This is a genomic window from Thermococcus sp. GR5, from assembly GCF_012027535.1.
Classification (GTDB): Archaea; Methanobacteriota_B; Thermococci; order Thermococcales; family Thermococcaceae; genus Thermococcus; species Thermococcus onnurineus.
In genome coordinates this window covers 19,615-41,363 of record NZ_SNUN01000011.1, presented here as the reverse complement: position 1 = coordinate 41,363, position 21,749 = coordinate 19,615, and the positions used below count along the sequence as shown (strand labels likewise).

The 21,749-nt window shown below is 50.9% G+C and carries 25 protein-coding genes; 10 read left to right on the top strand and 15 right to left on the bottom strand.

Annotated elements, in window-relative coordinates; genetic code table 11:
- Positions 1 to 56: 56 nt before the first annotated feature.
- Both E3E33_RS10340 and E3E33_RS10335 read right to left on the bottom strand, forming a co-directional pair.
- The gene (locus tag E3E33_RS10340) at positions 57 to 716 is read right to left on the bottom strand and encodes a 16S rRNA methyltransferase (protein ID WP_012571385.1); all 660 of its coding nucleotides are present in this window, start codon (positions 714 to 716) and stop codon (positions 57 to 59) included.
- On the bottom strand, positions 694 to 1,782 hold the full coding sequence (locus E3E33_RS10335) for a saccharopine dehydrogenase family protein (RefSeq protein WP_167710756.1): 1,089 nt from the start codon (positions 1,780 to 1,782) through the stop codon (positions 694 to 696). The genes E3E33_RS10340 and E3E33_RS10335 overlap by 23 nt, the downstream gene beginning before the upstream one ends.
- 59 nt (positions 1,783 to 1,841) lie before the next feature.
- Here E3E33_RS10335 and E3E33_RS10330 point away from each other — a divergent pair, with 59 nt between their 5' ends.
- Entirely contained in the window at positions 1,842 to 2,420 is a 579-nt protein-coding gene (locus E3E33_RS10330; RefSeq protein ID WP_167710755.1) for a metallophosphoesterase, read from the top strand.
- Positions 2,420 to 3,382 (top strand): hypothetical protein, encoded by a 963-nt coding sequence (locus E3E33_RS10325; protein WP_167710754.1) that lies wholly within the window; start codon positions 2,420 to 2,422, stop codon positions 3,380 to 3,382. The genes E3E33_RS10330 and E3E33_RS10325 overlap by 1 nt, the downstream gene beginning before the upstream one ends.
- Here E3E33_RS10325 and E3E33_RS10320 read toward each other — a convergent pair.
- The 4 genes from E3E33_RS10320 to argF all read right to left on the bottom strand — a co-directional run bounded on the left by E3E33_RS10320 (position 3,351) and on the right by argF (position 6,653).
- Positions 3,351 to 4,022 carry a DUF257 family protein gene (locus E3E33_RS10320; RefSeq protein ID WP_167710753.1) on the bottom strand — a complete coding sequence of 224 codons (672 nt, stop codon included), beginning with the start codon at positions 4,020 to 4,022 and terminating at the stop codon, positions 3,351 to 3,353. The genes E3E33_RS10325 and E3E33_RS10320 overlap by 32 nt on opposite strands.
- The gene (locus E3E33_RS10315; protein WP_012571390.1) at positions 4,019 to 4,648 is read right to left on the bottom strand and encodes a DUF257 family protein; all 630 of its coding nucleotides are present in this window, start codon (positions 4,646 to 4,648) and stop codon (positions 4,019 to 4,021) included. The genes E3E33_RS10320 and E3E33_RS10315 overlap by 4 nt, the downstream gene beginning before the upstream one ends.
- Before the next feature lie 60 nt (positions 4,649 to 4,708).
- A complete protein-coding gene (locus E3E33_RS10310) occupies positions 4,709 to 5,638 on the bottom strand; it encodes an RsmB/NOP family class I SAM-dependent RNA methyltransferase (RefSeq protein ID WP_167710752.1) in 930 nt (309 codons plus the stop codon).
- Between the two features lie 67 nt (positions 5,639 to 5,705).
- The gene (gene argF, locus E3E33_RS10305; RefSeq protein ID WP_167710751.1) at positions 5,706 to 6,653 is read right to left on the bottom strand and encodes an ornithine carbamoyltransferase; all 948 of its coding nucleotides are present in this window, start codon (positions 6,651 to 6,653) and stop codon (positions 5,706 to 5,708) included.
- 234 nt (positions 6,654 to 6,887) lie between these two features.
- Here argF and E3E33_RS10300 point away from each other — a divergent pair, with 234 nt between their 5' ends.
- The 5 genes from E3E33_RS10300 to E3E33_RS10280 all read left to right on the top strand — a co-directional run bounded on the left by E3E33_RS10300 (position 6,888) and on the right by E3E33_RS10280 (position 11,514).
- The gene (locus E3E33_RS10300; RefSeq protein WP_012571393.1) at positions 6,888 to 7,394 is read left to right on the top strand and encodes a DUF996 domain-containing protein; all 507 of its coding nucleotides are present in this window, start codon (positions 6,888 to 6,890) and stop codon (positions 7,392 to 7,394) included.
- A gap of 85 nt (positions 7,395 to 7,479) precedes the next feature.
- Complete coding sequence (thyX, locus tag E3E33_RS10295) at positions 7,480 to 8,217, top strand: FAD-dependent thymidylate synthase (RefSeq protein WP_167710827.1); 738 nt, start codon at positions 7,480 to 7,482, stop codon at positions 8,215 to 8,217.
- A 50-nt stretch (positions 8,218 to 8,267) separates the two neighbouring features.
- Complete coding sequence (locus tag E3E33_RS10290) at positions 8,268 to 8,924, top strand: ACT domain-containing protein (protein ID WP_167710750.1); 657 nt, start codon at positions 8,268 to 8,270, stop codon at positions 8,922 to 8,924.
- Positions 8,925 to 9,081: 157 nt separating this feature from the next.
- Positions 9,082 to 10,713 (top strand): Na+/H+ antiporter NhaC family protein, encoded by a 1,632-nt coding sequence (locus E3E33_RS10285; protein ID WP_167710826.1) that lies wholly within the window; start codon positions 9,082 to 9,084, stop codon positions 10,711 to 10,713.
- 105 nt (positions 10,714 to 10,818) lie between these two features.
- On the top strand, positions 10,819 to 11,514 hold the full coding sequence (locus tag E3E33_RS10280) for a hypothetical protein (RefSeq protein WP_342764285.1): 696 nt from the start codon (positions 10,819 to 10,821) through the stop codon (positions 11,512 to 11,514).
- Here E3E33_RS10280 and E3E33_RS10275 read toward each other — a convergent pair.
- Positions 11,511 to 12,014, bottom strand: coding sequence for an HIT domain-containing protein (locus tag E3E33_RS10275; protein WP_012571398.1), 504 nt, complete (start codon positions 12,012 to 12,014; stop codon positions 11,511 to 11,513). The two genes, E3E33_RS10280 and E3E33_RS10275, sit on opposite strands and share 4 nt — an antisense overlap.
- A 131-nt stretch (positions 12,015 to 12,145) precedes the next feature.
- Here E3E33_RS10275 and E3E33_RS10270 point away from each other — a divergent pair, with 131 nt between their 5' ends.
- The 3 genes from E3E33_RS10270 (at position 12,146) to E3E33_RS10260 (ending at position 16,179) form a co-directional block, all read left to right on the top strand.
- Positions 12,146 to 13,378 carry a 2,3-bisphosphoglycerate-independent phosphoglycerate mutase gene (locus E3E33_RS10270; RefSeq protein WP_167710825.1) on the top strand — a complete coding sequence of 411 codons (1,233 nt, stop codon included), beginning with the start codon at positions 12,146 to 12,148 and terminating at the stop codon, positions 13,376 to 13,378.
- Between the two features lie 108 nt (positions 13,379 to 13,486).
- Positions 13,487 to 14,323, top strand: a complete 837-nt coding sequence (locus E3E33_RS10265; protein ID WP_167710748.1) for an aldo/keto reductase — start codon at positions 13,487 to 13,489, stop codon at positions 14,321 to 14,323.
- Entirely contained in the window at positions 14,323 to 16,179 is a 1,857-nt protein-coding gene (locus tag E3E33_RS10260; protein ID WP_167710747.1) for an aldehyde ferredoxin oxidoreductase family protein, read from the top strand. Before E3E33_RS10265 ends, E3E33_RS10260 begins: the two co-directional genes overlap by 1 nt.
- Before the next feature lie 2 nt (positions 16,180 to 16,181).
- Here E3E33_RS10260 and E3E33_RS10255 read toward each other — a convergent pair whose 3' ends face one another.
- From E3E33_RS10255 to E3E33_RS10220, 8 genes are all read right to left on the bottom strand, one after another.
- Positions 16,182 to 16,682 carry a hypothetical protein gene (locus tag E3E33_RS10255; RefSeq protein WP_167710746.1) on the bottom strand — a complete coding sequence of 167 codons (501 nt, stop codon included), beginning with the start codon at positions 16,680 to 16,682 and terminating at the stop codon, positions 16,182 to 16,184.
- Between the two features lie 16 nt (positions 16,683 to 16,698).
- The gene (locus E3E33_RS10250; protein ID WP_167710745.1) at positions 16,699 to 17,637 is read right to left on the bottom strand and encodes a hypothetical protein; all 939 of its coding nucleotides are present in this window, start codon (positions 17,635 to 17,637) and stop codon (positions 16,699 to 16,701) included.
- Positions 17,638 to 17,750: 113 nt separating this feature from the next.
- On the bottom strand, positions 17,751 to 18,032 hold the full coding sequence (locus tag E3E33_RS10245; protein WP_167710744.1) for a hypothetical protein: 282 nt from the start codon (positions 18,030 to 18,032) through the stop codon (positions 17,751 to 17,753).
- Positions 18,033 to 18,286: 254 nt separating this feature from the next.
- Entirely contained in the window at positions 18,287 to 19,012 is a 726-nt protein-coding gene (locus E3E33_RS10240; protein ID WP_012571403.1) for a tRNA-binding protein, read from the bottom strand.
- The gene (locus E3E33_RS10235; RefSeq protein WP_167710743.1) at positions 18,939 to 20,057 is read right to left on the bottom strand and encodes a tetratricopeptide repeat protein; all 1,119 of its coding nucleotides are present in this window, start codon (positions 20,055 to 20,057) and stop codon (positions 18,939 to 18,941) included. Before E3E33_RS10235 ends, E3E33_RS10240 begins: the two co-directional genes overlap by 74 nt.
- A 50-nt stretch (positions 20,058 to 20,107) precedes the next feature.
- On the bottom strand, positions 20,108 to 20,434 hold the full coding sequence (locus E3E33_RS10230) for a hypothetical protein (protein ID WP_012571405.1): 327 nt from the start codon (positions 20,432 to 20,434) through the stop codon (positions 20,108 to 20,110).
- Between the two features lie 2 nt (positions 20,435 to 20,436).
- A complete protein-coding gene (locus E3E33_RS10225) occupies positions 20,437 to 21,423 on the bottom strand; it encodes a bifunctional oligoribonuclease/PAP phosphatase NrnA (RefSeq protein ID WP_167710742.1) in 987 nt (328 codons plus the stop codon).
- Positions 21,401 to 21,733 (bottom strand): DUF3194 domain-containing protein, encoded by a 333-nt coding sequence (locus E3E33_RS10220; protein ID WP_167710741.1) that lies wholly within the window; start codon positions 21,731 to 21,733, stop codon positions 21,401 to 21,403. The genes E3E33_RS10225 and E3E33_RS10220 overlap by 23 nt, the downstream gene beginning before the upstream one ends.
- Between the last annotated feature and the right edge of the window lie 16 nt (positions 21,734 to 21,749).

The window sequence follows — 21,749 nt, the reverse complement described above, 5'->3', positions numbered from 1 at the left end:
TAAAAGAATTAAACATCGGCAAAATATAAAAACATTATGTAGCCCTTCTACCCTTTTCAGAGAACCCAATGCTCAAAGTTGATGATTATCTCGTTCACAACTGTCCATGCCATCAATGGGGCTTTGTAAAGGCTTATCTTCTTTCCGGGAATTTCACTCCTGAAGTCTCCGTGGGGAAATCCTCCGACAACCACCAGCGGGCTCTGGAGTCCTGCAAGGACCTTTCCAAACTCCTGAGGCTTCATGGACTCCCCGTTCTCGTGCATGACGAAGACTCCGTCCGGTTTTATTTCGTCGATGAGCTCAGCCAGGCTCTTCTCCTCCATGCGAAGCAGCTCAAGTCCCTCAGGCACAACACCGTTCTTGAAGAGACTTTCCATCAGACCAACGAAGCGGTTGTAGTTCCTCGGAATCCTTGTCTCTGGCTTGATGTAAATCACCTCGTCGTTCCTCGTGTGGACGTAAACGCGGAGCTTGCCCTCCTTGTTCGCTATGCTCTCAAGCGCGTTGAGGAGGCAGACGTGCACTATGTCTGGCCTCCCGCGCCTCTCGCCGTCTTCGAGCTTCTTGAGCGCCGAGTGGTGGTAAGTGCTGTCCAGGAGTACTTCCTCTGGCTTCTTGTTCCTCCTCTTGGCGTAGTTGACTATCGCTGGGTGATCAACTATCGACTTTGGAGCCAGCTCCAGCTCGGAGTCAGCTATCACCAGGTGGAGCATTCTCCCACCTCTCCAGCGTTATTCCTCTCTCGGCAAGTTCCTCAGTGATCCGTGTAAAGGTGTCTATGCGCATTCCGAGTATCTCCGGAGGTATAACACCAAAGATGCAGCCCTTCTCGGCGACGAGACGTGCTACTATCGCAGCGGTAAAGCCCGTGACTCTGGCCATGGACGTGAATCCCTCTTTCTCTTCATCGTAGAGGAGGTAGCCGATTTCCTTCTTTTTGCCGTCGAGGATTCCCCTTCCAACGACCTGCATTATCGAGAAGTCCGGGCTCTCATAGGTCATCAGGGGAGTTATAACTTCCAGTGTCTTGTCTATGTGCTCCGGCTTGAAAAAGCCCAGCTCCCTTAAAACTTTCATCTTCTCGAGGTGTCCCGGCCAGCGGAGTGTCCACTCTTCGAGCTTTTCAGCTTTAACGCTCTCTAATAAAGAGCGCAGACCGTCGCTCACGAAAGCCTCAAACTCGAAGTCACCAACGGTTACTCTCTCGATCTTCTCGAACGGGTCAACTGCCGTAACATTTCCGTTTCTTATCACTCTCGCCGGCCTCGTGTATTCTTCAATTAGATCTTTAGGTGACCATGTAATTCTGTAATACAGCGGTGGGCGGGGCTCCCTGGGAAGACCGCCGACGTAGATGTAGCCCTCCTTAAGCTCGTCTATCTCCTGCCATATTCTTCCCATAAGTATGTGGCTCAAGCCCGGAGCAAAGCCCGCATCAAAAATGACTGTAACCTGTGCTTTCTCTGCCTCCTCGCGTAGTTCCAGCGGGTTCTCGGGCATGAATGAGACGTCCACCATGTCAACGCCCGCCTTTATGGCGGCCTTGACCGAGGAGTAGCCAAACCTCCCGGGCAGAGCTCCAACGACGAGCTCAAAGCTCTTCATGGTTTCCACGAGGGAATCGAAGTTCGAGGCATCTATTTTTACAGTCTCGGCGAAGTCTTTAACGGAGTTCAGCCTCTCCTCACTCCTGTCCCCTACCCAGACCTCGAACTCGTCTCTTAAATCCCAGGCTATTGCCCTTCCAACGTTTCCAGCTCCAAGAACGAGAACCTTCATGGTAACACCAGAGAGAACCTTGGCGAAGGTATATATAAGCCCTGCTCCTAATTCCTAAGATGCCCATCAGACTCCCAACCTTCCGGAAAAAGGTACTGGAGCTGCTCGCGTCATCAGACGAAGTCAAGGTCATGCACGTAAGCGACACTCCGGAAAGTTCCTACCGCTTCATCGAAGAGCTCATCGAGAAGACGAAACCGAACTACCTGATCCACACTGGAGATTTTGCGGATAACATAAAGCTCGAGAGAAGGCCCGAGTTGAAGCCTCTATATCGGGAGGCGCTTAGAAAGCTCGCACGAATTTTAAAGGATTCTGATGCAGTAATCTACGTTGTTTCTGGCAACGAAGATGATCCGGAGATAGTGCGCGAGTTTTTCGGCGAAAGTAGTGTCGAACCGGGGAGCACCGTGGAAATAGAGGGTTTCCGCTTTGCCCTAGGTCATACTTGGAAAGACGTCGTCAGCCTTGAAGCTGACTTTAGGCTCTATGGTCACAACTTTAAGCTGATTGAGAGAGGTCTGAACGGTGTTCTTGGGGTTAACTTTGTCTTACTCCCGAGTAGGAGGACTTGTCGGGTGAAATACCCATCAGGAACGGATTTTGATAGGGGCTACAAACTCTGGAGGGGTATGTGATGAGGTTCCTGCGTTTTGGGCCCTTGATGGTCTTTTTAAGAACCAAAGACGTAGGGGCTGTAAAGTCCCGTCTCGGTGAGATTTTTGGAGTTGAAGAGATATCCATCGAAGATGCGATACGCGAGAGCAATGAGTTTGAGACCGTAGTCTTCGTCACAGACGAGTGGAAGAAGGAGACGATTCCGCCGGAGATGGCTTTTCTCATCGACAGACACGCTTCTGTTGTCTTGAGCGAGGTCATAAACCGAGCTCTACCCGTGGAGAAAGTCCACATAGAGAGTACCATAATAATGATACGCGTACCTGCCAACGTCAAAGAAGGCCTCAAACTGCTCGCGGAGAAATACAATGGGGAGATAATGAACATCAAAACGGCACTCGACAAAGGAGAAGCAAGCGATACGATAATAGCAGTAACTGAGAAGAAGCTCAACTCCCCAATAGGGCCGGAGGACATAAAGGGGGCCGTTCTCATAAAGAAGGACTTCTTCAGCGTTTATCGCGAGCTTAGCATAGACGCTTCGGTGCTGCTAATGAAGTTAATGCCGGAGTGGAAAGATATCACAATAAAAATCTACGATACAGACAAGCGCTACAATGAGAACATAGAGAGGCTTATGATGGTCATAGAAGACCTCGACCTGGGATTCATAGTTGCGGAGGGTTGGGACTGGGACTACCCGAGGCCGTTTATGCGCGTTCCGATCTACAAGCTCAAGCTGCTGACGTGGGAAGACCCTCTCCGGGTGAAGTTCCTACTGAAGGGGCTTGAGTACGTGGGCTACCAGAGGCTGTGCGACATAGATGTCTTTTTCGAGGGTAGGAAGATAAGCTGGGTAAGTGTTTCAAAGGGCTTGGAGAAGTTCGAACTCTCAAAAAAAGCGAGGGAGGAGCTCGAATCCCTATTAAGCGATGAAGTTAGAGAGAGGCTCAAGATCCTTGATGGGGCTCTGACTCGATAATATGGTTCATGGGTACAAGTATCTCGACTCCCTGTTCCTCGGGTTTTATGCTCTTCTTGATTTTTACCAATATGCCGTTGGAGCACTCCACTGAGATAACCCTTGTGGAGAGCTCTTCCAGCTGAGCCCGCGCACGCTCGCTGATCAGGCTGGGGTTGATGAAATAAACCGCGATTCTCTGGGGGACGTTAAGGAAGGATCTGAGAAGGTCCATAAAGAACATCTCATCCCTAATTCCGGCGTTGCTCTTCATAACGAACTCTTCCAACCCAAGGACAAGCAACACAGTTTTAGAATGAGAACTGAGGTACCTGCGGAACGTATCCCTGTACTTTCTAATGTAAACCCTTTCGTCGTGGGACACATCAATGTGTGCTATTATGTTTCCTGTTCTTAGCGTTCCCCCACCTTTTATAACATCAAGATTGTCTAGATCGACATCAATGCCGACGCTCTTAAGGTCTTGAACAATGATTGCTAGCCGGTCAAACCCATCTAGGATCAGAACGTTCGTACCCTTCTCCTGCGCGAACTTAAGGGCACTATAGAAAATAAGATGAAGCGGTGAACATGATGACAGCTCAACGGTTACAGTTTCTCCCATTTTGAACGACCTCACGAAATCTTCCAGAGCTTTCATGGTACCACCTCCAAACCAACGAACTCCAGACGAAGATGCTTAATGATCTCAGCTTTCTTTCCGCCCTCTTTGATCTCAAGGATAATTGGAAGGTAAAACTCCAGCTTCTCGAAAGTTTCAGGCCTCAGTACCCCTACATTGGCAAAGATGACACTGTGGAATCTCTTCTTGATACGGGTTTTCATGACCAACTCAATGAAGAACCTACTCAGGTCGTAGGGGTTGTTCTCCCAGATTGATAAGAGCTTTCCAGCCCCGAGGAAGAAAATCCTGGTTCCTGGAGTCGCAATCTCTTCAATTTTCCTGGCGAACTCTCGAGCAAAGATGGATACATCGTTGAATGGATTGATGGTTGATACGACTCTTCCCTCTTGGGCGATGCCCCCGATTCTAACTGTGGGTATGTCCTTCAAGAAAGTGACGTCCCTGCCACTCAATGCAAGAAATGTAGTAAAAATGTGGAACGTGCTGAAAGCATCTACAATAATTACGTTCTCTTCCTTTTCAAGCGCGTGCCTGACGGTACTGTAAAACAGGAGTTCCGGATGGTCGGTTGGGAGGTATCTAACTAAAATTGTATCCCCTAGAGTGGGAGATTCCAAAAACCTATCGATTCTCAATTTCATCAATGACCCCTCCTAGTTTAGCTACTTTATCTCTATGACTATATCTGATAAAAACTTTCCCTAAAGCTTCCTGAGCTTTGCCACGAAGAAGCCGCTGGTTCCATGTCTGTCAGGGTAAAAGCGCCTTGCCTTCTTTATCTCTCCGCTCAGCTTGACTCCGAAGGGCTTGATCAGGGCAGGCTCCCCGTATCTGAGAGGTAGAAGTTCGACGTCAAAGCTGTCGAGAGTCCACTGGATCACAAACTCGTTCTCTTCCGGCTCGAGGGAACAGGTTGAGTAGACGAGTATTCCACCCGGCTTGAGGTTTTCAAGGGCGACCTTAATCATCTGCATCTGCAGTCCCTGACAGAACTTTATATCTTCCATAGTTCTGTTGGACTTCCGCTCTGGGTTCTTGTGGATTGTGCCGGAGCCTGTGCATGGGGCATCGAGAAGGATTTTGTCGAACTCGATGCCAAGCTCACTCATGTGGAGTGAGGACTTGTGAATGAGTATCGTGTTGGTGATCCCGAGGCGAGAGAGGTTCAGGCGTGTCTCTTTTAACCGCTCTTCCCCAACATCAAAGGCGTAAATGATACCCTCGTTCTTCATGAGTTGAGCGAGATAGCTTGTCTTTCCACCGGGGGCGGCGGCCATGTCTGCTACAACCTCTCCGGGCTTCGGGTCTAAAGCCACGGGAGGGTACATCGAGCTGGCCTCCTGGATGTAGAGGAGGCCGCTCAGGTATTCAGGCGTAGAGGTTATCGAGAAAGGCTCGCGCGTGAGGCAGAAGCCTTCCCGAGCCCACGGAACGCGCCTGAACTGAAAGCCCTTCTTGTTGAGGAGCTTCGTGAGCGTTGGAATCTCAACGCGAAGAGTATTCACGCGGAAGCATCTTGGAAGGGGCTTTTCCATGGCCTCCGCTATTGCTAGGGCCCGCTCACCCCAGAGCTGGTAATAGCGCTCCGCGAAGGTCTTGGAGTAGCCGAGGCTGAAGAGTCTTTCTAGCATGAATAGAGTTTGAGCGGAGAATTTTAAACTTTTAGCCCTTTTTCGAAGATAATAGGGAAAAGAAAGCTCAGACCTTAATTCCACCCATAACCAGAGCCATAACCGCCTTCTGGGCGTGGAGCCTGTTCTCGGCCTCGTCGAAGACGACGCTGTTCGGGCTGTCGATGACGTCGTCAGTAACCTCATCGCCCCTGTGAGCCGGGAGGCAGTGCATGAAGATGTAGTCCTGCTTGGCGTGCTTGACGAGGTCCTTGTTCACCTGGAAGGGCTTGAATATCTTCCTCCTCTCCTCAGCCTCGGCCTCCTGACCCATTGAAGCCCAGACGTCAGTGTAGATAACGTCGGCGTCCTTAACGGCCTTGACAGGGTCGTGGAGGAGCTCAAACGAGCCGCCGCTCTCGGCCGCGTTCTGCTCGGCCCACTTGATTACGCGCTTGTCAGGCTCATAGCCTTCTGGAGTAGCAACCACGACGTGGGCACCGAGCTTGGTTCCGGCTATCATGAGGGAGTGGGCGACGTTGTTTCCGTCGCCGACGTAGACGACCTTAAGCCCCTGAATCCTGCCCTTCTTCTCGAGTATGGTCTGGTAGTCGGCGAGAGCCTGGCACGGGTGGGAGAAGTCGCTCAGACCGTTGATGACCGGAACGTCGGCATACTTGGCGAGGTCAACGACGTCCTGGTGGTCGAAAACACGAGCCATTATTCCATCCACATAGCGGCTGAGAACGCGCGCGGTGTCGGCTATGGTCTCGCCTCTCCTCAGCTGGAGGTCGTTGGCGTTGAGGTAGAGACCGTAACCGCCGAGCTGGTAGATTCCAACCTCGAAGGAAATCCTCGTCCTGGTCGAGGGCTTCTGGAATATCATAGCGAGAGTTTTGCCCTCGAGAACGCGGTGCGGCTTTCCAATCTTGTTCCAGATCTTCATCATTTCGGCCGTCTTGAGAATGGTCTCAATCTCCTCCCTCGTAAAGTCCTGAAGGCAGAGAAGGTCTCTTCCGGCTAGGCTAACCACCATGTGCATCACCGCTTAAAGCTGGCGCTCGGTTTTAATAACCCTTTCGTCGAATAAATCTGCTTCCTGCTGAAATCTTTTGAGCATTAACGCTCTGGAGCTTTCCAAACGTAATGGACATCAATGGATTACTTATGCCATCGGTGTCTTTCCGATGGAGATGTGTCCAAAAATTTATGGTTCAAAGTAGAAAGTCTTTTATAAGATTGAAACCACAGATACCTTGAGGTGTGGCTCATGGGGAAGCTTAGCAATGCCAAAATTCTCGGTGGGGTTGGTGCCCTGCTGGGTATCGTGGGACTTGGCTTTATAGGCTTCATACTGAAGCTGCTGGCCGTGAAGAATATATCCGAGGCCACGGGGAATGAGGAGATATTCAGCAAGTACCTCTGGGCGGCGATCTTAAACATAATAGCCGGCATAATACTGTTCATAGCGTTCATCCCAATGATGAGCGGTCGCGAGAAGATTGGCATGGCATCGTTCGGTATAGGCGGCATAATAGCAGTTGTCCTGATGATCGTCGGAGTCTGGTTCATGAAGCAGAGCTACGACATGATAGCAGAGGAAACCGGTGTTGGCATGTTCCACACTGTAGCACTTCTCTACATAGCCGGCGCAATCCTGCTGCTAATAATGATAGGAGCCCTGCTGATAGTCATAGCAGCCATCCTTGAGGTTGTGGCCTTCTTCTCCCTCCCGGACGAGGTTCCTGGGAAGGAAGAGGCTTCTCCGGCCATCTGATTTCTCTTTTTACCATGTTTTTAATTCCCATGTCTCTCCGAGTAAACCTAATAAACCTGAAGCGGTTTTACCTTCGGTGGCGCTCATGAGAGATGGAATCAAGGTCAGACTTGTCAATTATACGAAAAAACCCCTCGAAACTGTCACCTGGGCAGCACTGATAAGCTACTGGGACGAATGGGAGACGGAAGCTTTCGAGAGACTGGGCGAAAAAGACGTTGAGATGCATCTCCCGAGGATTCTCGGCTATGGTCACGAGTCGATTCTTGAACACGCGGTTCTTACGTTCGCGATAGAGGGCTGTTCTCGTGTGTGCAGCCATCAGCTTGTCCGCCACAGGATAGCTAGCTACACCCAGCAGTCTATGAGGTACATCAAGATAAATCCCAGGGATGTTGAAGAGACCTTTGTTATCCCGGAAAGCGTTAAGAAAAACCCAGAACTCTACGAGAAATGGAAGAAACTTATGAGGGAGACGATTCAACTATACGAGGAAACCTACAAAGCTGGGGTCCACCAGGAGGACGCGCGCTTCATCCTTCCCCAGGCGGTGAGGACCAAAATCGTCGTAACCATGAACCTTCGCGAGCTAAAGCACTTCCTCGGCCTTAGAGCCTGTGAGCGGGCCCAGTGGGAGATAAGGGATGTCGCCTGGAAGATGCTGGAAGAGATCGCCAAGAACGAAGAGCTGAGGCCGATAATCAGGTGGGCCAAGCTCGGGCCGAGGTGCGTTCAGCTTGGTTACTGTCCTGAAGGAGAGCTCATGCCGCCAGGCTGCTGGAAGAGGACGAGAGAGAAGTGGAAAGAAGTGGCTCTGGGGTGAAACCCCCGTTAAATTTCTTTTACAAGGTCAGCTCTTGGTGGGTGAAGCTTATGAGTGATGAGAGGAGGAGTATAACCGACGTTATACGGGAAGAGATAATGAGGAGACCCTTTGTGAGGGAGTGCATGAGCTTGGGAATTGTTAACTATAGCGCCCTTGCGAGACTTCTTGCTGAGGAGCTTGATCTGGACTCTTCGATTCCTGCCATTAAAATGGCACTGATAAGACTCGGCGAAGAGCTCAAAAAAGAAAAATCCCTCTTGGAAGGCAGGGTTAGGGAGGTTATCGGGAACAGCATTATAGAGTTGCAGTCAGATGTGAGCGTGATAACGGTTTCAAAGGATCGCATTACTGGAGTTATAAAAGATATCTCCGAGATAATGAGTGAGTCACGATTCCTCCAACTGACCCAAGGGAGAGAAACATTTACAATCGTTATTGCAAGTGAAGATGAGGAAAAAGTGTGTCAATTGGTGGGAGAAACCGTCAGCATACTGAGGGATCAAACGGCACTCACCATAATAAGCCCAGGGAGAATAATTGAAACTCCTGGTGTAGTGGCCTTCATGACATCAGCACTCTCATCAAACGGGATAAATATAACTCAAGTGATTTCCTGCTACAAAGACACGATCTTTGTAATTGACCGAAAAGACGCCCCAAGGGCATACCAAATTCTAGAAGAGCTGATAAGAAGGATGCGGTAAATCGTTCTAAATAAACTGTTTCAAATATAACAAAACTTGACTATTTTGAAATATTTGTTACAGAAAACATAAAAACGTTTCGATTATTCCTCGAGTGCTCCAGTTTCGGGACTTGCAGGATAGCGGATGGTTGCTGGAACTGTAAGGAGGGATGACCATGTCAGACTTTGGAGTGCTCTCACTCTTGCCGCCTCTGGTGGCTATAGGCTTGGCAATACTCACCAAAAGGGTCTTATTCGCTTTGTTTTTTGGAGTGTGGGTAGGTGGATTTCTGGTTGCAGGTGGAGATCCAGTAGGTGCAACCACTGAGACACTGAAGTGGATAGTCTTTAACATAGCTTCAGCATGGGAAGAAGACGGCCAGATCATGACAGATCTGTGGAACACTAGAATACTGTTGTTCGACGCACTCATTGGTGCCGGTGTCGCACTTATATACAAAGCGGGTGGAATGAATGCCATCGCCAAAGCCGTAACTCAGAAGGTCAAGACTAGCAGGGCCGCTTCATTGATGGCGGCTATCTTTGGTACCATAATATTCTTCGACGACTACACAAACACAATCATTGTCGGAAACACCATGAGGCCCATCACTGACAGGGCAAGAGTTTCGAGGGAGTTCCTGGCTTACGCTGACGATTCCACCGCCGCCCCGGTGGCAGTTCTGGCCGTGGTTTCAACGTGGATAGGCTACGAGCTTGGACTCCTAAAGGACGCCATAGCAAGTGTGGGCGAAAACATAAGCGCTTACTCGGCTTGGTTCGCGAGCTGGCCTTACAGGTTTTATCCAATCCTCGCGGTCATCCTTGTCTACCTCGTAGCAGCTACTCACAGGCACTACGGTCCGATGTTGAAGGCCGAGTACAGAGCCAGAAAGGAGGGTAAAGTGCTCCGCGACGGCGCCCAGCCGATGATGACCACCGAGATCGATGTTGGAATGCCTATAGGGGGCAAGGAAAGCGTCTGGGTATTCATACTACCCGTCCTAGCACTGGTTCTCATGACCTTCCTCGGCCTGTGGATCACCGGAGGTGGAAGTGCTGCCTATGCAGAGGGAGGATTCCAGGAGGTTCTGTCGAATGCAGACTCGACGTGGGCCCTCGTGTGGGGTTCGTTCTCAATGGTCATAGTTGCAATGGCGCTCGTCTTGGCTATGAAGATAATGACCCTTGAAGATGTCGAGCACACCTTGGTCGCAGGAATGAAGCAGATGCATTTCGCCATGATGATACTCATCCTCGCGTGGAGCATCAAGAGTGCCTGCGATGCCGTTGGAACTGCTGACTACATAGTCAGGGTGGCCTCAAACGTGCTCTCCCCTGGACTGGTTCCCTTCGTCATCTTTGTGGTGGCAGCGTTCATATCGTTCACGACTGGAACGAGCTGGGGAACCTTCGCGATAATGATGCCTATAGCGGTTCCGCTCTCCTACCAGCTCAGCGGAAGCTTTGGCCCGATTGTTTACGCCAGCATTGCCTCAGTCTTTGCGGGTGGAGTATTTGGTGACCACTGCTCCCCGATCAGTGACACAACCATCATGAGCTCGATGTTCTCTGGCTGCGACCATATCGACCATGTGAACACTCAGATACCCTACGCCCTCACCGCGGGTGTTGTTGGTGCAGTGATGCTTCTGCTCTTCGCCGCCGGACTAAGGAACGGCTGGGTGCTACTGGCGATAGCGGTGCTCCTTCTTGTGGTGCTTCACCTTGTCCTCAGCGAGTGGTACGGCAGACGGGCGGGTATCCCACACGGCAAGATTCCCATCTATATCGTAGAGGAAAGCTGATTTTTCTATTTCTTTTTGTGTATGCAGTCGTTGACGGGTTCCAAACCAACGGTTTAAGAAATCCTTTTTATGCCTTCTTCTTTACGAATCCTCGGTGAGGACACTGTGAAAACGAAAAGCTGGGAAGTAGAAATACCTCATCCATGGGAGAGTCTCGAAGTAGTCCTCAGCGAGCCTGAAAAAACGCTTCCGTTCTTCCCATACTTCGAGAGCATCAGCGGGGATACCGTCAGGTTCAAGGTACCACGTTTTATCTTCGACTTCGGCTACGAGTTCAAGCTTGCCGTTGGATTCCGGAAAATGGGTGCAGTATACACCTTCACCGGCGATAAGGGAGTACTCACCGTTACTTTCGAGATGATTGGGAACAAACTTAAGATCACGGCCAGCTGGTCGGGCTTTGGCGAAATGTTCATGGGAAAGCCTCTGGAGATCTTTGCCAAGGGCATAGCCGAGGCCATACGTGACTTCTGCAACGCTCAGGCAGCCTGTCCGGTAGTGGCAATAGCAGGAGAGGAAGGTATTGTAGAGCATATAACTCCTGAAACAGCCCCCGCTTTAATAAAAAGGATTTCGTGGGAACTGCAAGGGCAGGATTTTACCATTGAGGGAGTATCGGAGGATGGGACGATACTATCGGCAACGGTGAAAAATGGCTATCTTGTACAGCTTGCGGTCAGGGACGCCCAAGGAATGGAGACGACGATAGAAGCTGAGGTTCCCGTACTGGAGCTCACGTCTGAACTCTTTGAGGGACTACCTCTCCGTGAAAAGTTCAAAATAAAGGTGAAAAGGCTTTAGGGCTTTTCTTCCTCTCTTAGAACTTCTTCCAGAGCTTTCTTCAGTTCGTCGTAGGCTTCTTCGAGTGACTCTGGAATTACTTTAGTGTCAGCTATGACGGGCATGAAGTTCGTATCACCGTTCCACCTCGGCACGATGTGGAGGTGCACGTGGTCATCTATGCCCGCCCCTGCAACGCGGCCAATGTTCACGCCCATGTTGAAACCGTGGGGATCCATAGCTTTCTTCAGGGCCTTTATCATGATCTGGGAGAGCTTCATAATCTCGAGGAGCTCCTCATCTGTTAGCTCTTCCCACTTTCCGACATGCCTGTAAGGAGCGATCATGACGTGACCCGGATTGTAGGGGTAGTTGTTCATTATTATGAAGCTGTGCTTTCCGCGGTAGAGTATGAGCCTCTCCCTGTCGCGGTTCTCCTTCGGGAAGTCGCAGAATATGCATCCGTCGTATTTAGGTGAGCGTATGTACTCTATCCTCCAAGGTGCCCAGAGCACTTTCATTCTCTCACCTCCAGTGGGAGAAACGGGGCGGAGTTAAAAGCTTTTTTGAACAATCTGAAATACCTTTCGAGGTTCAGAAACATCTGACAAAGCTTTTAACGGTTGGCCACCAACCACCTCTGGTGATAGACATGAAAAGGAAGGGACTTCTGATAATCCTCGATGGTCTTGGAGACAGACCAATCAAAGAGTTCGGCGGAAAGACCCCACTCGAGTACGCGAATACGCCTAACATGGACAGGCTCGCCAAGATGGGAATCCTTGGCCAGCAGGATCCGATAAAGCCGGGCCAGCCAGCCGGCAGCGATACCGCTCACCTTTCGATATTCGGCTACGATCCATATAAGGTCTACCGTGGCAGGGGCTTCCTCGAGGCGCTGGGAGTTGGCCTCGACCTTGACGAGGACGATCTCGCCTTCAGGGTTAACTTCGCCACCATCGAGAACGGCATCATAACCGACAGGAGGGCAGGAAGAATAAGCACAGAGGAAGCCCACGAGCTCGCCAGGGCCATTCAGGAGAACGTCAAACTGCCTGTTGACTTCATCTTCGTTGGGGCTACCGGCCACAGGGCCGTTCTTGTGCTCAAGGGCATGGCCGCCGGCTATAGAGTCGGCGAGAACGATCCCCACGAGGCCGGAAAGCCGCCCCATGAGTTCACCTACGAGGACGATGCGAGCAAGAAGGTGGCGGAGATCCTGGAGGAGTTCGTGAGGCAGGCCCACGAGGTTCTCGAAAAGCACCCGATAAACGAGAAGAGGAAGAAGGAGGGCAAGCCGGTAGCGAACTACCTCCTCGTCAGGGGCGCGGGAACTTATCCGAACATACCGATGAAGTTCACTGAGCAGTGGAAGGTTAAGGCTGCTGCAGTCGTCGCCGTTTCCCTCGTCAAGGGCGTTGCAAGGGCGATAGGCTTTGACATATACACGCCCGAAGGGGCGACCGGGGAATACAACACCGATGCGATGGCCAAAGCCAAGAAGGTCGTTGAACTCCTCAAGGACTACGACTTCGTGTTCCTCCACTTCAAACCTACCGATGCTGCTGGCCACGACAACAACCCGAAGCTCAAGGCTCAAATGGTAGAGAAGGCCGACGAGATGATAGGCTACATCATTGACAACATCGATCTCGAGGAGGTTGTCATAGCAATAACCGGCGACCACTCAACTCCATGTGAGGTTATGAATCATAGCGGCGACCCGGTTCCGCTCCTCATCGCCGGCGGTGGCGTCAGGGTCGACCACACTGAGGCCTTCGGCGAGCGCGAGTGCATGCGCGGTGGAATAGGCAGGGTGAAGGGTCACGACATAGTGTCTATGATGATGGATCTTATGAACCGCTCCGAGAAGTTCGGAGCCTGAACTCTTTTCCTCTTTTCTCTTCCGTGTCGCTTGAAATGAACTTCATTTTAACGTTCAAATGAAAAACTTAATAAGATTCCGGGACGAACCCCCAAAATAGGTGATGGTGTGAAGAGAGTTCCGGTTTTTAACGACCTCAAGAGGATAGGAAGTGGCAGGGTCACTGCTATAGGCATAGGTACGTGGGGCATCGGCGGCTACGAGAGCCCTGATTACTCGCGAGATAAGGAGAGTATCGAAGCTCTCAAGCATGGTCTTGAGCTGGGCATCAACCTCATTGACACGGCGGAGTTCTACGGTGCCGGTCACAGCGAGGAGCTAGTGAGAGAAGCGATAAGGGAGTTTGAGAGGGACGATATATTTATCATCAGCAAAGTATGGCCGACGAACTTCGGATACGAAAGCGCGAAGAAGGCCGCCAGAGCGAGCGCCAAGAGACTCGGCACCTACATAGACCTTTACCTTCTCCACTGGCCCAGCGACAGCTTTGAGAAAATCAGGGAGACGCTTCACGCCTTGGAGGAGCTCGTTGATGAAGGATTAATCCGCTACATAGGAGTGAGCAACTTCGACCTTGAACTTCTCAAGCGCTCCCAGGAAGTCATGAAAAAGTACGAGATAGTCGCCAACGAGGTGAAGTACTCCCTCAGAGACCGCTGGCCAGAGACAAGCGGCCTGCTCGACTACATGAAGCACGAGAAGATTGCCCTGATAGCCTACACACCGCTCGAGAAGGGTTCCCTCGCAAGGAACGAGTGCCTGGCAAAAATCGGTGAGAGATACGGCAAAACCGCCGCTCAGGTCGCGCTGAACTACCTCATCTGGGAGGATAACGTCATAGCCATCCCGAAGGCCGGGAGTAAAGCCCACCTTGAAGAGAACTTTGGAGCCATGGGCTGGAGGCTCTCGAAGGAAGACCGTGAAAAAGCCCGGAGGTGCGTCTGATGTACGGTTACCACAACAGGATAGCACGGGTGAATCTGAGCAAAGGTAAGGTAACCTACGAGAAGCTCGACGACGAGACGATCAGGAAGTTCATAGGAGGAAAGGGGCTTGGCTACTACATCATCTACCGTGAGGTTCCGCCGGGAACCGATCCGCTCAGCCAGGCGAACAAGCTTGTCTTCGCTCCAGGAGGAATGACTGGCTTAGTCCCGGGCTCGAGTAAGGTCATAGCCGTGAGCAAGAGCCCAGAGACTGGGTTAATAAGCGATTCCAGCGGTGGAGACGCCTTCGGGCCCAAGCTCAAGGGCCATTTCGATGCCCTGATAATCGAGGGGAAGGCGGAAGAGCCAGTATACCTCTACATTCATGACGGCGAGGTCGAGATAAGGGACGCCAAAGGCCTGTGGGGCAGAGGAACCTACGAAGTTGCTAAGGAAATCTGGAAGGAGCACCCAAAGGCCAGCATGGCCATGATAGGGCCAGCTGGAGAAAAAATTGCCAGGATAGCGAACATAATCTACGACACCGAGAGGGCCAGTGGAAGGGGCGGTCTTGGCGCGGTTCTTGGAAGCAAGAAGGTTAAGGCAGTCGTTGTGGAGCCGGGCCAGAAACCGAAGGTGGCCAATCCGGAGGAGTACAAGAAGCTCTGGGAGAGCTTTTACAACGAGTTCGCCACCAATCCGAAGTACGGGCACACGAGGAACTACGGAACCACCGATGCCCTCAGGAGCTCGGCGAGCCTCGGCATGAGTCCTGCCTACAACTTCTCGAGGCCTTACATCCCGGACGAGCTGGCGAGCAAATTAGCGGGCGACGAGGTCAAGAAGTACGAGATCGAGCCGGAATGGTTCGTGCACGGCAAGAGCTGTCCGATAAAGTGCGCTCGCTACGTCGAGGTAGAATACAAGGGGAAGAAGATACGCGTCAAGCCCGAGTATGAGAGCATAGCCATGCTCGGAGCAGCAACGGGAGTCTTCAACTTCCCGGCTGTTGCGTACTTCAACTGGCTCGCCAACAATCTTGGGCTGGACAGTATAGCGGCCGGAGCTACAATAGCGTGGCTCTTCGAGATGGTGGAGCGCGGTCTAATCGGCGAGGAAGAGATAGGCTTCCCGGCGAAGGGCTTTGGTGACGAAGAGGCCGAAGAAAGACTTCTCAGGCTCATGGCCGAGAGGAAGGGCATCGGTGCGATCCTTGCCGATGGAGTAAAGCGCGCCTGCGAAAGGCTCGGAAGGGGCTGCGAGTTTGCAGTCCACGTCAAAGGCATGGAGTCACCGGCCTGGGACCCGCGTGGAAGGAGAACCTACGCCCTGAGCTACGCCACAGCCGACGTCGGAGCGAGCCACCTGAGGGGCTGGCCGAGGCCGCATCAGCTGCCCAACCAGGGGCCGGCTAAAGAACTCGTGCCGTCCCTTATCGAGGGCAGGGATGAGAGCTACATCACCGACATGCTCGGCGTCTGTAAGTTTGTGCCCTACAGGATGGAAGACCTAGCGAGGCTCTACAGCATCGTCACTGGCGAGGAGTGGACGGTCGAGAGGCTGAGGAAAGTTGCCCAAGCGGTGGAGAGCATCGCCAGAATCCACGACGCCCTCGACTGGATCACGCCGCCGTACGACGATACCATACCGCCGCGCTGGTGGGAGCCCGAGCCTGAGGGGCCAGCGGAAGGCAACGCGGCCTTCATTGATTACAACGACTTTCTTGAGGCCAGAAGGGAGTTCTACAGGCTGAGGGGCTGGCACGAGGAGCTTGGCGTCCCGCTACCGGAGATGATGGAAGAGCTTGGCTATCCTGAGTTCAAGAGCGATGCTGAGAGGGCTTTGGAGACAGTGAAGAAAAGAATGGAAAGCTGATCTCATCCTTTTTCAATTTTCTGCAACAGACAGTCCTTTTCTGTGCAGTTAAAAGTTAGGACAACGTTCGTACGCTGGGGCACAATAACCCCGATCCACCAGACGTCATAGATCCATACCCTGAGTTTGAGTGTTCCGTTTCCTCTGAAATCGGGAGGTATTTTGATTATTGCGTCTTCTCTGGCTGTTTCAAGTTCAAATGGTTCTGATGACTCGGCTGAGAAGTCAACTTTAAACCCTCTGCTTATGAAAGCTTTCCTGGATGCACTGAAGCGACAGACGAGGTAACGATAGTTGATGGCTTCCTTCGTCGAGTTCCAACAGGTTAGATTGCCCTTATAGGTTATTCCCGCAATACTGATTTCTTTCCCGTTAATGGGCGCATAATTTTGCTCCGCCAGTAAAGACGACTGGTGGACTACCAAATTAAAAAGGAGAATATAAAGGAAATAAACGACCAAGATCTCTCTAAAGTTGTTTGATATCCGATTTTTGAGGCTCATACATGGTTACCTCCAGTTACGGCCTTTGGAGCGGAACCCAGATTGGTATTGAGTAATATCTAGTGTAGAGCCTGTCTGTTTGGTATAAGGAATGAGGTACTGCTATTCCCGGTCTTACTGTGAGACAGAATTTTATCATATCTTCATCTAGCTCGTAGGGCAAGTGGACCGTGTATGTATAATACTGGCCTATCTCATCAGCTCCGAGATAGCCCAATATTACTCCCCGTGATGTTATAGTTACTGACCCTCTGTAATACTTCTTTAGAATGTTTGTACCTCTGTTGTTCCGGCTTTCTGCAGATAGGCCATTGAGTAGAATACTTATAAATCCTCCTCCTTCAATGTAATTGGAAACAAGGTCTATGAGGGTTCGATGCACTTCAGTAAATTGTCTGCTAGTACGATGTCCACCTATGGCTTCATAATTGAGTTCTATCGGAACATTTGGATATCCAGAACCGAAATAACCTCCACAAAACTCAAATTTAGTGTATAGTGAATGAAACTTTCCATATTTGGGAGCTACTGCATAGCCAACTGAGGTAAATCCTTCCATTCCGTCCTCAAGGTATGCGTAGTTGCTTCCTCTTTTTCTGCTTCCGTAGATTGTCACAACAGCCCTACCAACGACGTTGCCATCGTGGTCGTAGATGTCGAAATACCTTTTTATTGGATACCTAGCCGGTGATGGGGTGTAGTAATAATATCCCATAGGGATTATCTTGTTAGCAGGGGCTCTTTGAATAGATATTTCAAACTCCCCGATATTGAGTGTTTCGTGTTGGGATAGGTTAAATGGCCCAAATGTTAGAGAAATGCCTTGCCGGGTTATGATTGAGGATTTAAATTTTGAATATACTTCACCATACGACAAGGTAAATCTAATGTTATTGCTTTGGCCTATGATCGCTGGGGAAATTGTTCCGGTGGGATGAGCTTGCTTAGTGTTCACAGTGTCAAAATCTCTGAAGACAGGGGAATAAACATTCCACAATATTGTTAGATTTGTTACTTCTTTGGAACTAACGACAAGAATAGTTTTTAGTTTACCTCTCTCAACAAATATTATTTCTGAAACAAGTATTTTCCTAGGTGGTATTTTCTGATAATTTTTGTGGCTCCACGGTCTCTCTTGATACTAATGTTTGCAGGCTCTCGAGCCAAGTTGAAGATTGTTCCATCGTCTGATAGCAATTTGAATTCTTGATTGAGTCCTGTATATTTGAAAAATGGGATTTCCCTTAGACTGTTTGGCATAGAATTATTCTTTAGAGATACTAAGAACTTCCCCTCATCCCCTATTGGAGGCGATATTGCGCTTGCCGTTCCTGCAGTCATTCCAACCATCAGCAATCCTAGTAGGGCTACCAATAACGATTTCCACTTCACCCAGATCCCTCCGAGGTTTCTGCATCCAATATCTGGTAGTTGACTTTATAAAATTTCCTATTATTAATAGTAATCATTTCTTTGTTAATTATAATTATAGTACAATTCACACATAAATGTAAAATGTGAAAGAGGTGGAATACACCAGAAATGTCACAGAAACCTTAGAAGAAAAAAGAATACCTCAAAATTCTAGTCTGGGGGATAATATCTCACCCCTTCAAAAACGCCTCCACCAGGTTCCTCGTCTCGTTAAAGGCCTCAAGCGGGATTCCCTTCGGCAGGCCGCCTATTTCTCCCTTGACGTCCTTGAGGACGCCTTCACCGGCGCCGAGGAACATCCCCTCGCTGACTATTCCGCGGAAGTTCGCCGGCGGGAGCAGGGCAACGGCAACGCGGTTACCCTCCTTAACGGTGAGGTCGTTGGTGACCACAGTTATTGCCCTCTCGCCGATGTTGACGTTCGTAACCAAAAGCCTGTCCGCGTTGGGGTGCTTCCCGACGCTCATGACCTCGCCGACCCTTATGTCCACCGCTATGACCGGATCGTTTATCTTACCTAATGCTAGGCGCTTGTCAAGGTTGAGGATAGTGTTGAGGAAAAACCTGATTTTTGCCACAGCCTCCTCAACCTTCTCGCGCTCGCTCTTGTCGGCCAGGCTGAGGAACTTGTGGTGCCAGTCGTCTCCACCAAGAGCCTCGATTATGCCGTTGGCCTTCTCCTTCAGAGCCTGCATCTGCGGAGTCTCTATGAGTTCCTTCGGCTCGATATAGGAGTAGCGCATGGCCTGTATCTCGGGGATCATCTCCTTGGCAAGCTGGATGGCCTTCTTCTTGTCCCACTTGCCCTTGAACTTTGCTCCCTCAATCGTCTTCAGGAACAGCTCCACGCTCTTCTCCGCCACCAGTAAGCGGTAGTCCTTGCTCGTGTCCCACATCTTCTTCACCCTCCAGAGCTTTCAGAACGCGGTTCTTAACGCTTTCGTCCCTTATTCCCTCAGCTATAGAACGGGCCTTCGCTTTGTCTCCCCAGCGTGCGTAGGAAAGCGCAATCTCACCGAGGAGCTCTGAGGCCTTTTTATCGTCTCGAACAACCCCCGCGATTATCAGCGGCTCCTCGAGGAAGCCTATGCGAAGGAACCTCCTTGCGATGCGCTCCAGCTCAACATCTGTCGGCCTGAACTTGCCTACGAAGATTATCTCAAAGGCGTCGTCGAAGACCCTCCTCCCGAGTCTCGGCTGCTCGTGGAGGAAGAGCCAGTAGGCAAGCTCGAGCATCGAAATTGCTCTGCTCTCCAGCGGGAGGAAGCGCATCATTTCTATCGCCAGCTCGACTTCACCCTTCTCAAGGAGCTCCTCAACTGCAGCCTTGCCCCGCTTAAGGACGTCCATTATCAGCTCTATTTTGTCCTCCAGGTGCTTGGCCTGGAGCTTGAAGAATATCGACGTGTAAACGTCCCTCGCCAGCTCGTAGAATTCAATGGCTATCTGGTTTGGAATCTCGTCCGCGCTCTTCTCTATGAGTCTTGCTATTCTTATCAGGGAAGAAGTCGCGGCGGAGGAGAGCCCCCTTGAGGCCTGGAGGAGTTCAACCGCTTCCCTGAAGAGTCTGAGCGCGTCTTTATACCTATCGGAGAGAACGAGGTTTCTCGCTATTCCCGCTAGAGCCTCTCCCCGTATCCTCGGGGAGTCTATCGAGTTCGCCAGCTCGATGGCCTTTTCAAAGTATGCCTCTGCATCGCGGTCCCTATCGAGCGTGTACAGCGCCCTCCCCAGAAGGGAGTATGCCAATGCCCTTTCTGGGGTAGCGCTTATGGACTCAAGGGTATCGAGCATGTTTGCGAGAACCTCATCCCTCGGGAAGGCCGTTAAAATCTCAGTTAGAGCAACAAGCCTCTTTATTGGATTATCTATTCCCAGGGCGCTTCTGAGGGCACCCTTGTAATCCCCTTTTGATAGGTAAAGCTCCACCCCCTCCGCCACGAGAACCACCGACCGCTAGGAATGGGAAACCAAAGTAAAAAAGGCTATCGCTAACCCTTTACCTTTCTGTCCCACTGTTCGAGCATCATGTCAAGGGCAAGCAGACTGTTGAGTCTAAGGCGAACTTTCTTATTCTCCCAGTCTATCGAGCCCTTGAACTCGTTGAGGAGATCAAACACCTTTTCCGCTTCTTTTGTCGGCAGGTTCCTGCCGTAGAACTCCTCACCGCAACTCGGACACTTAAAGACAAACCCTTCAAAAGCCTCCATGAACCCATCCTTATCGCTGAAAATCTCCCGAGCGTTCTCCATCGGGAGCATCTGTCCAATGAGCTCTGCCCAGTCAAGAGTTGCTCCACAGAGCGGGCACTTGGCCATTTTCAACCCTCCAGATTTCTCAAAAATTTCTCTATTTCTTTCAAAATCAGCTTAATTCCCTCATCGAGGTTGGCTTTGCCGTTGGCTCCCGCGGCCCCGGCGTGACCGCCACCGGAACCCTCTATAATCGGACCGACTTTCTCCATGATCTTACCTAGGTGCAGGCCCTTCTTCACGAAGCTCTCCTTCGCTCTCGCAGAAATTCTAACGCCCTTCTTCTCGCTTCCAACTATTGCTATATCTGCCCCGAGCTGGATAAATGTCTTGCATGCTAGGGACTCGTAGGCCGAAACCTTGGAGACAGCGATTATATACTTCCGGAATTTCCTTATCTCCAGCCTCTGACAGGCCTTTAACACGGCCATCCTCTTGGCCTGGTCAATGTTCTCATCGCTAACCGGGGCAACAAGCTGGAATATCTCGCCCATCTGAATTGGGAACCTTTCCAGAATCTCGCTCACGGCTTTGAAGGTTTTGGCATTGGAATATCGGAACGTCGCGGTGTCGGTGACTATTCCCGCCAGGAGGGCCTTAGCTGAGGTCTCGTCATAAAAGCCGAGATATTTAAACAGCTCCCAGACGATTTCAGCGGTCGAAGTTCTTGAGGAATCAACAATCATTATATCGGCCCTTATCGGATTCTCCTTCTCGGCGTGGTGGTCTATCACGATTATGAACTTGTCCTTGGGAAGTTCAATAGGTTCGAGCTGCTCCATGGAGGATGTGTCGAATATCACCACGACGTCCTCACGAACCTGTGGATCCTTCTCGATAGGGACCGGAGAAAGAGTCAGAAGCCTTTTGGTGTATGAGGATATGCTTTGAGCCACGCCGATTCTGACATCCTCTATTCCAGTGGATTTAAGGTAGAGGGCAAAGGCTATTGCCGAGCCGAGGGAGTCCGGGTCTGCGTTGTGGTGGCAGAGCAGGAGGAAGGACTTGTCCCTTGAGCTCTGCAGGAAGCGCTTAAGCTTGATTTTCCCCTTCATTGGCTATCTCCCTCAGCTTCCTCTCAACAACTTCGTAGGCCCTCTCGACGGCCTCGTCGATGAGCTTATCAACGTCCACCTTGACGAAGATTGGAACCTCTAGATAAACCTCAATCTCAAGGTCGAGGGTCTCCTCCCTGTTTATCCTCATCGTGACCTCGATGTCCTTGACCTCGCTCCTCGTGAGGTGGTCGAAGACGTAGTCTATTATCGTCTCCTGGGCCAGTTCGCCTATCTCGATGAGCTGCTCTTCGCTCAGCTCTGGAAGACCTATGTGGATAACCCTCTTTCCGCTGCTCCCCTCGTCCATTGCTACCACCCCAAAG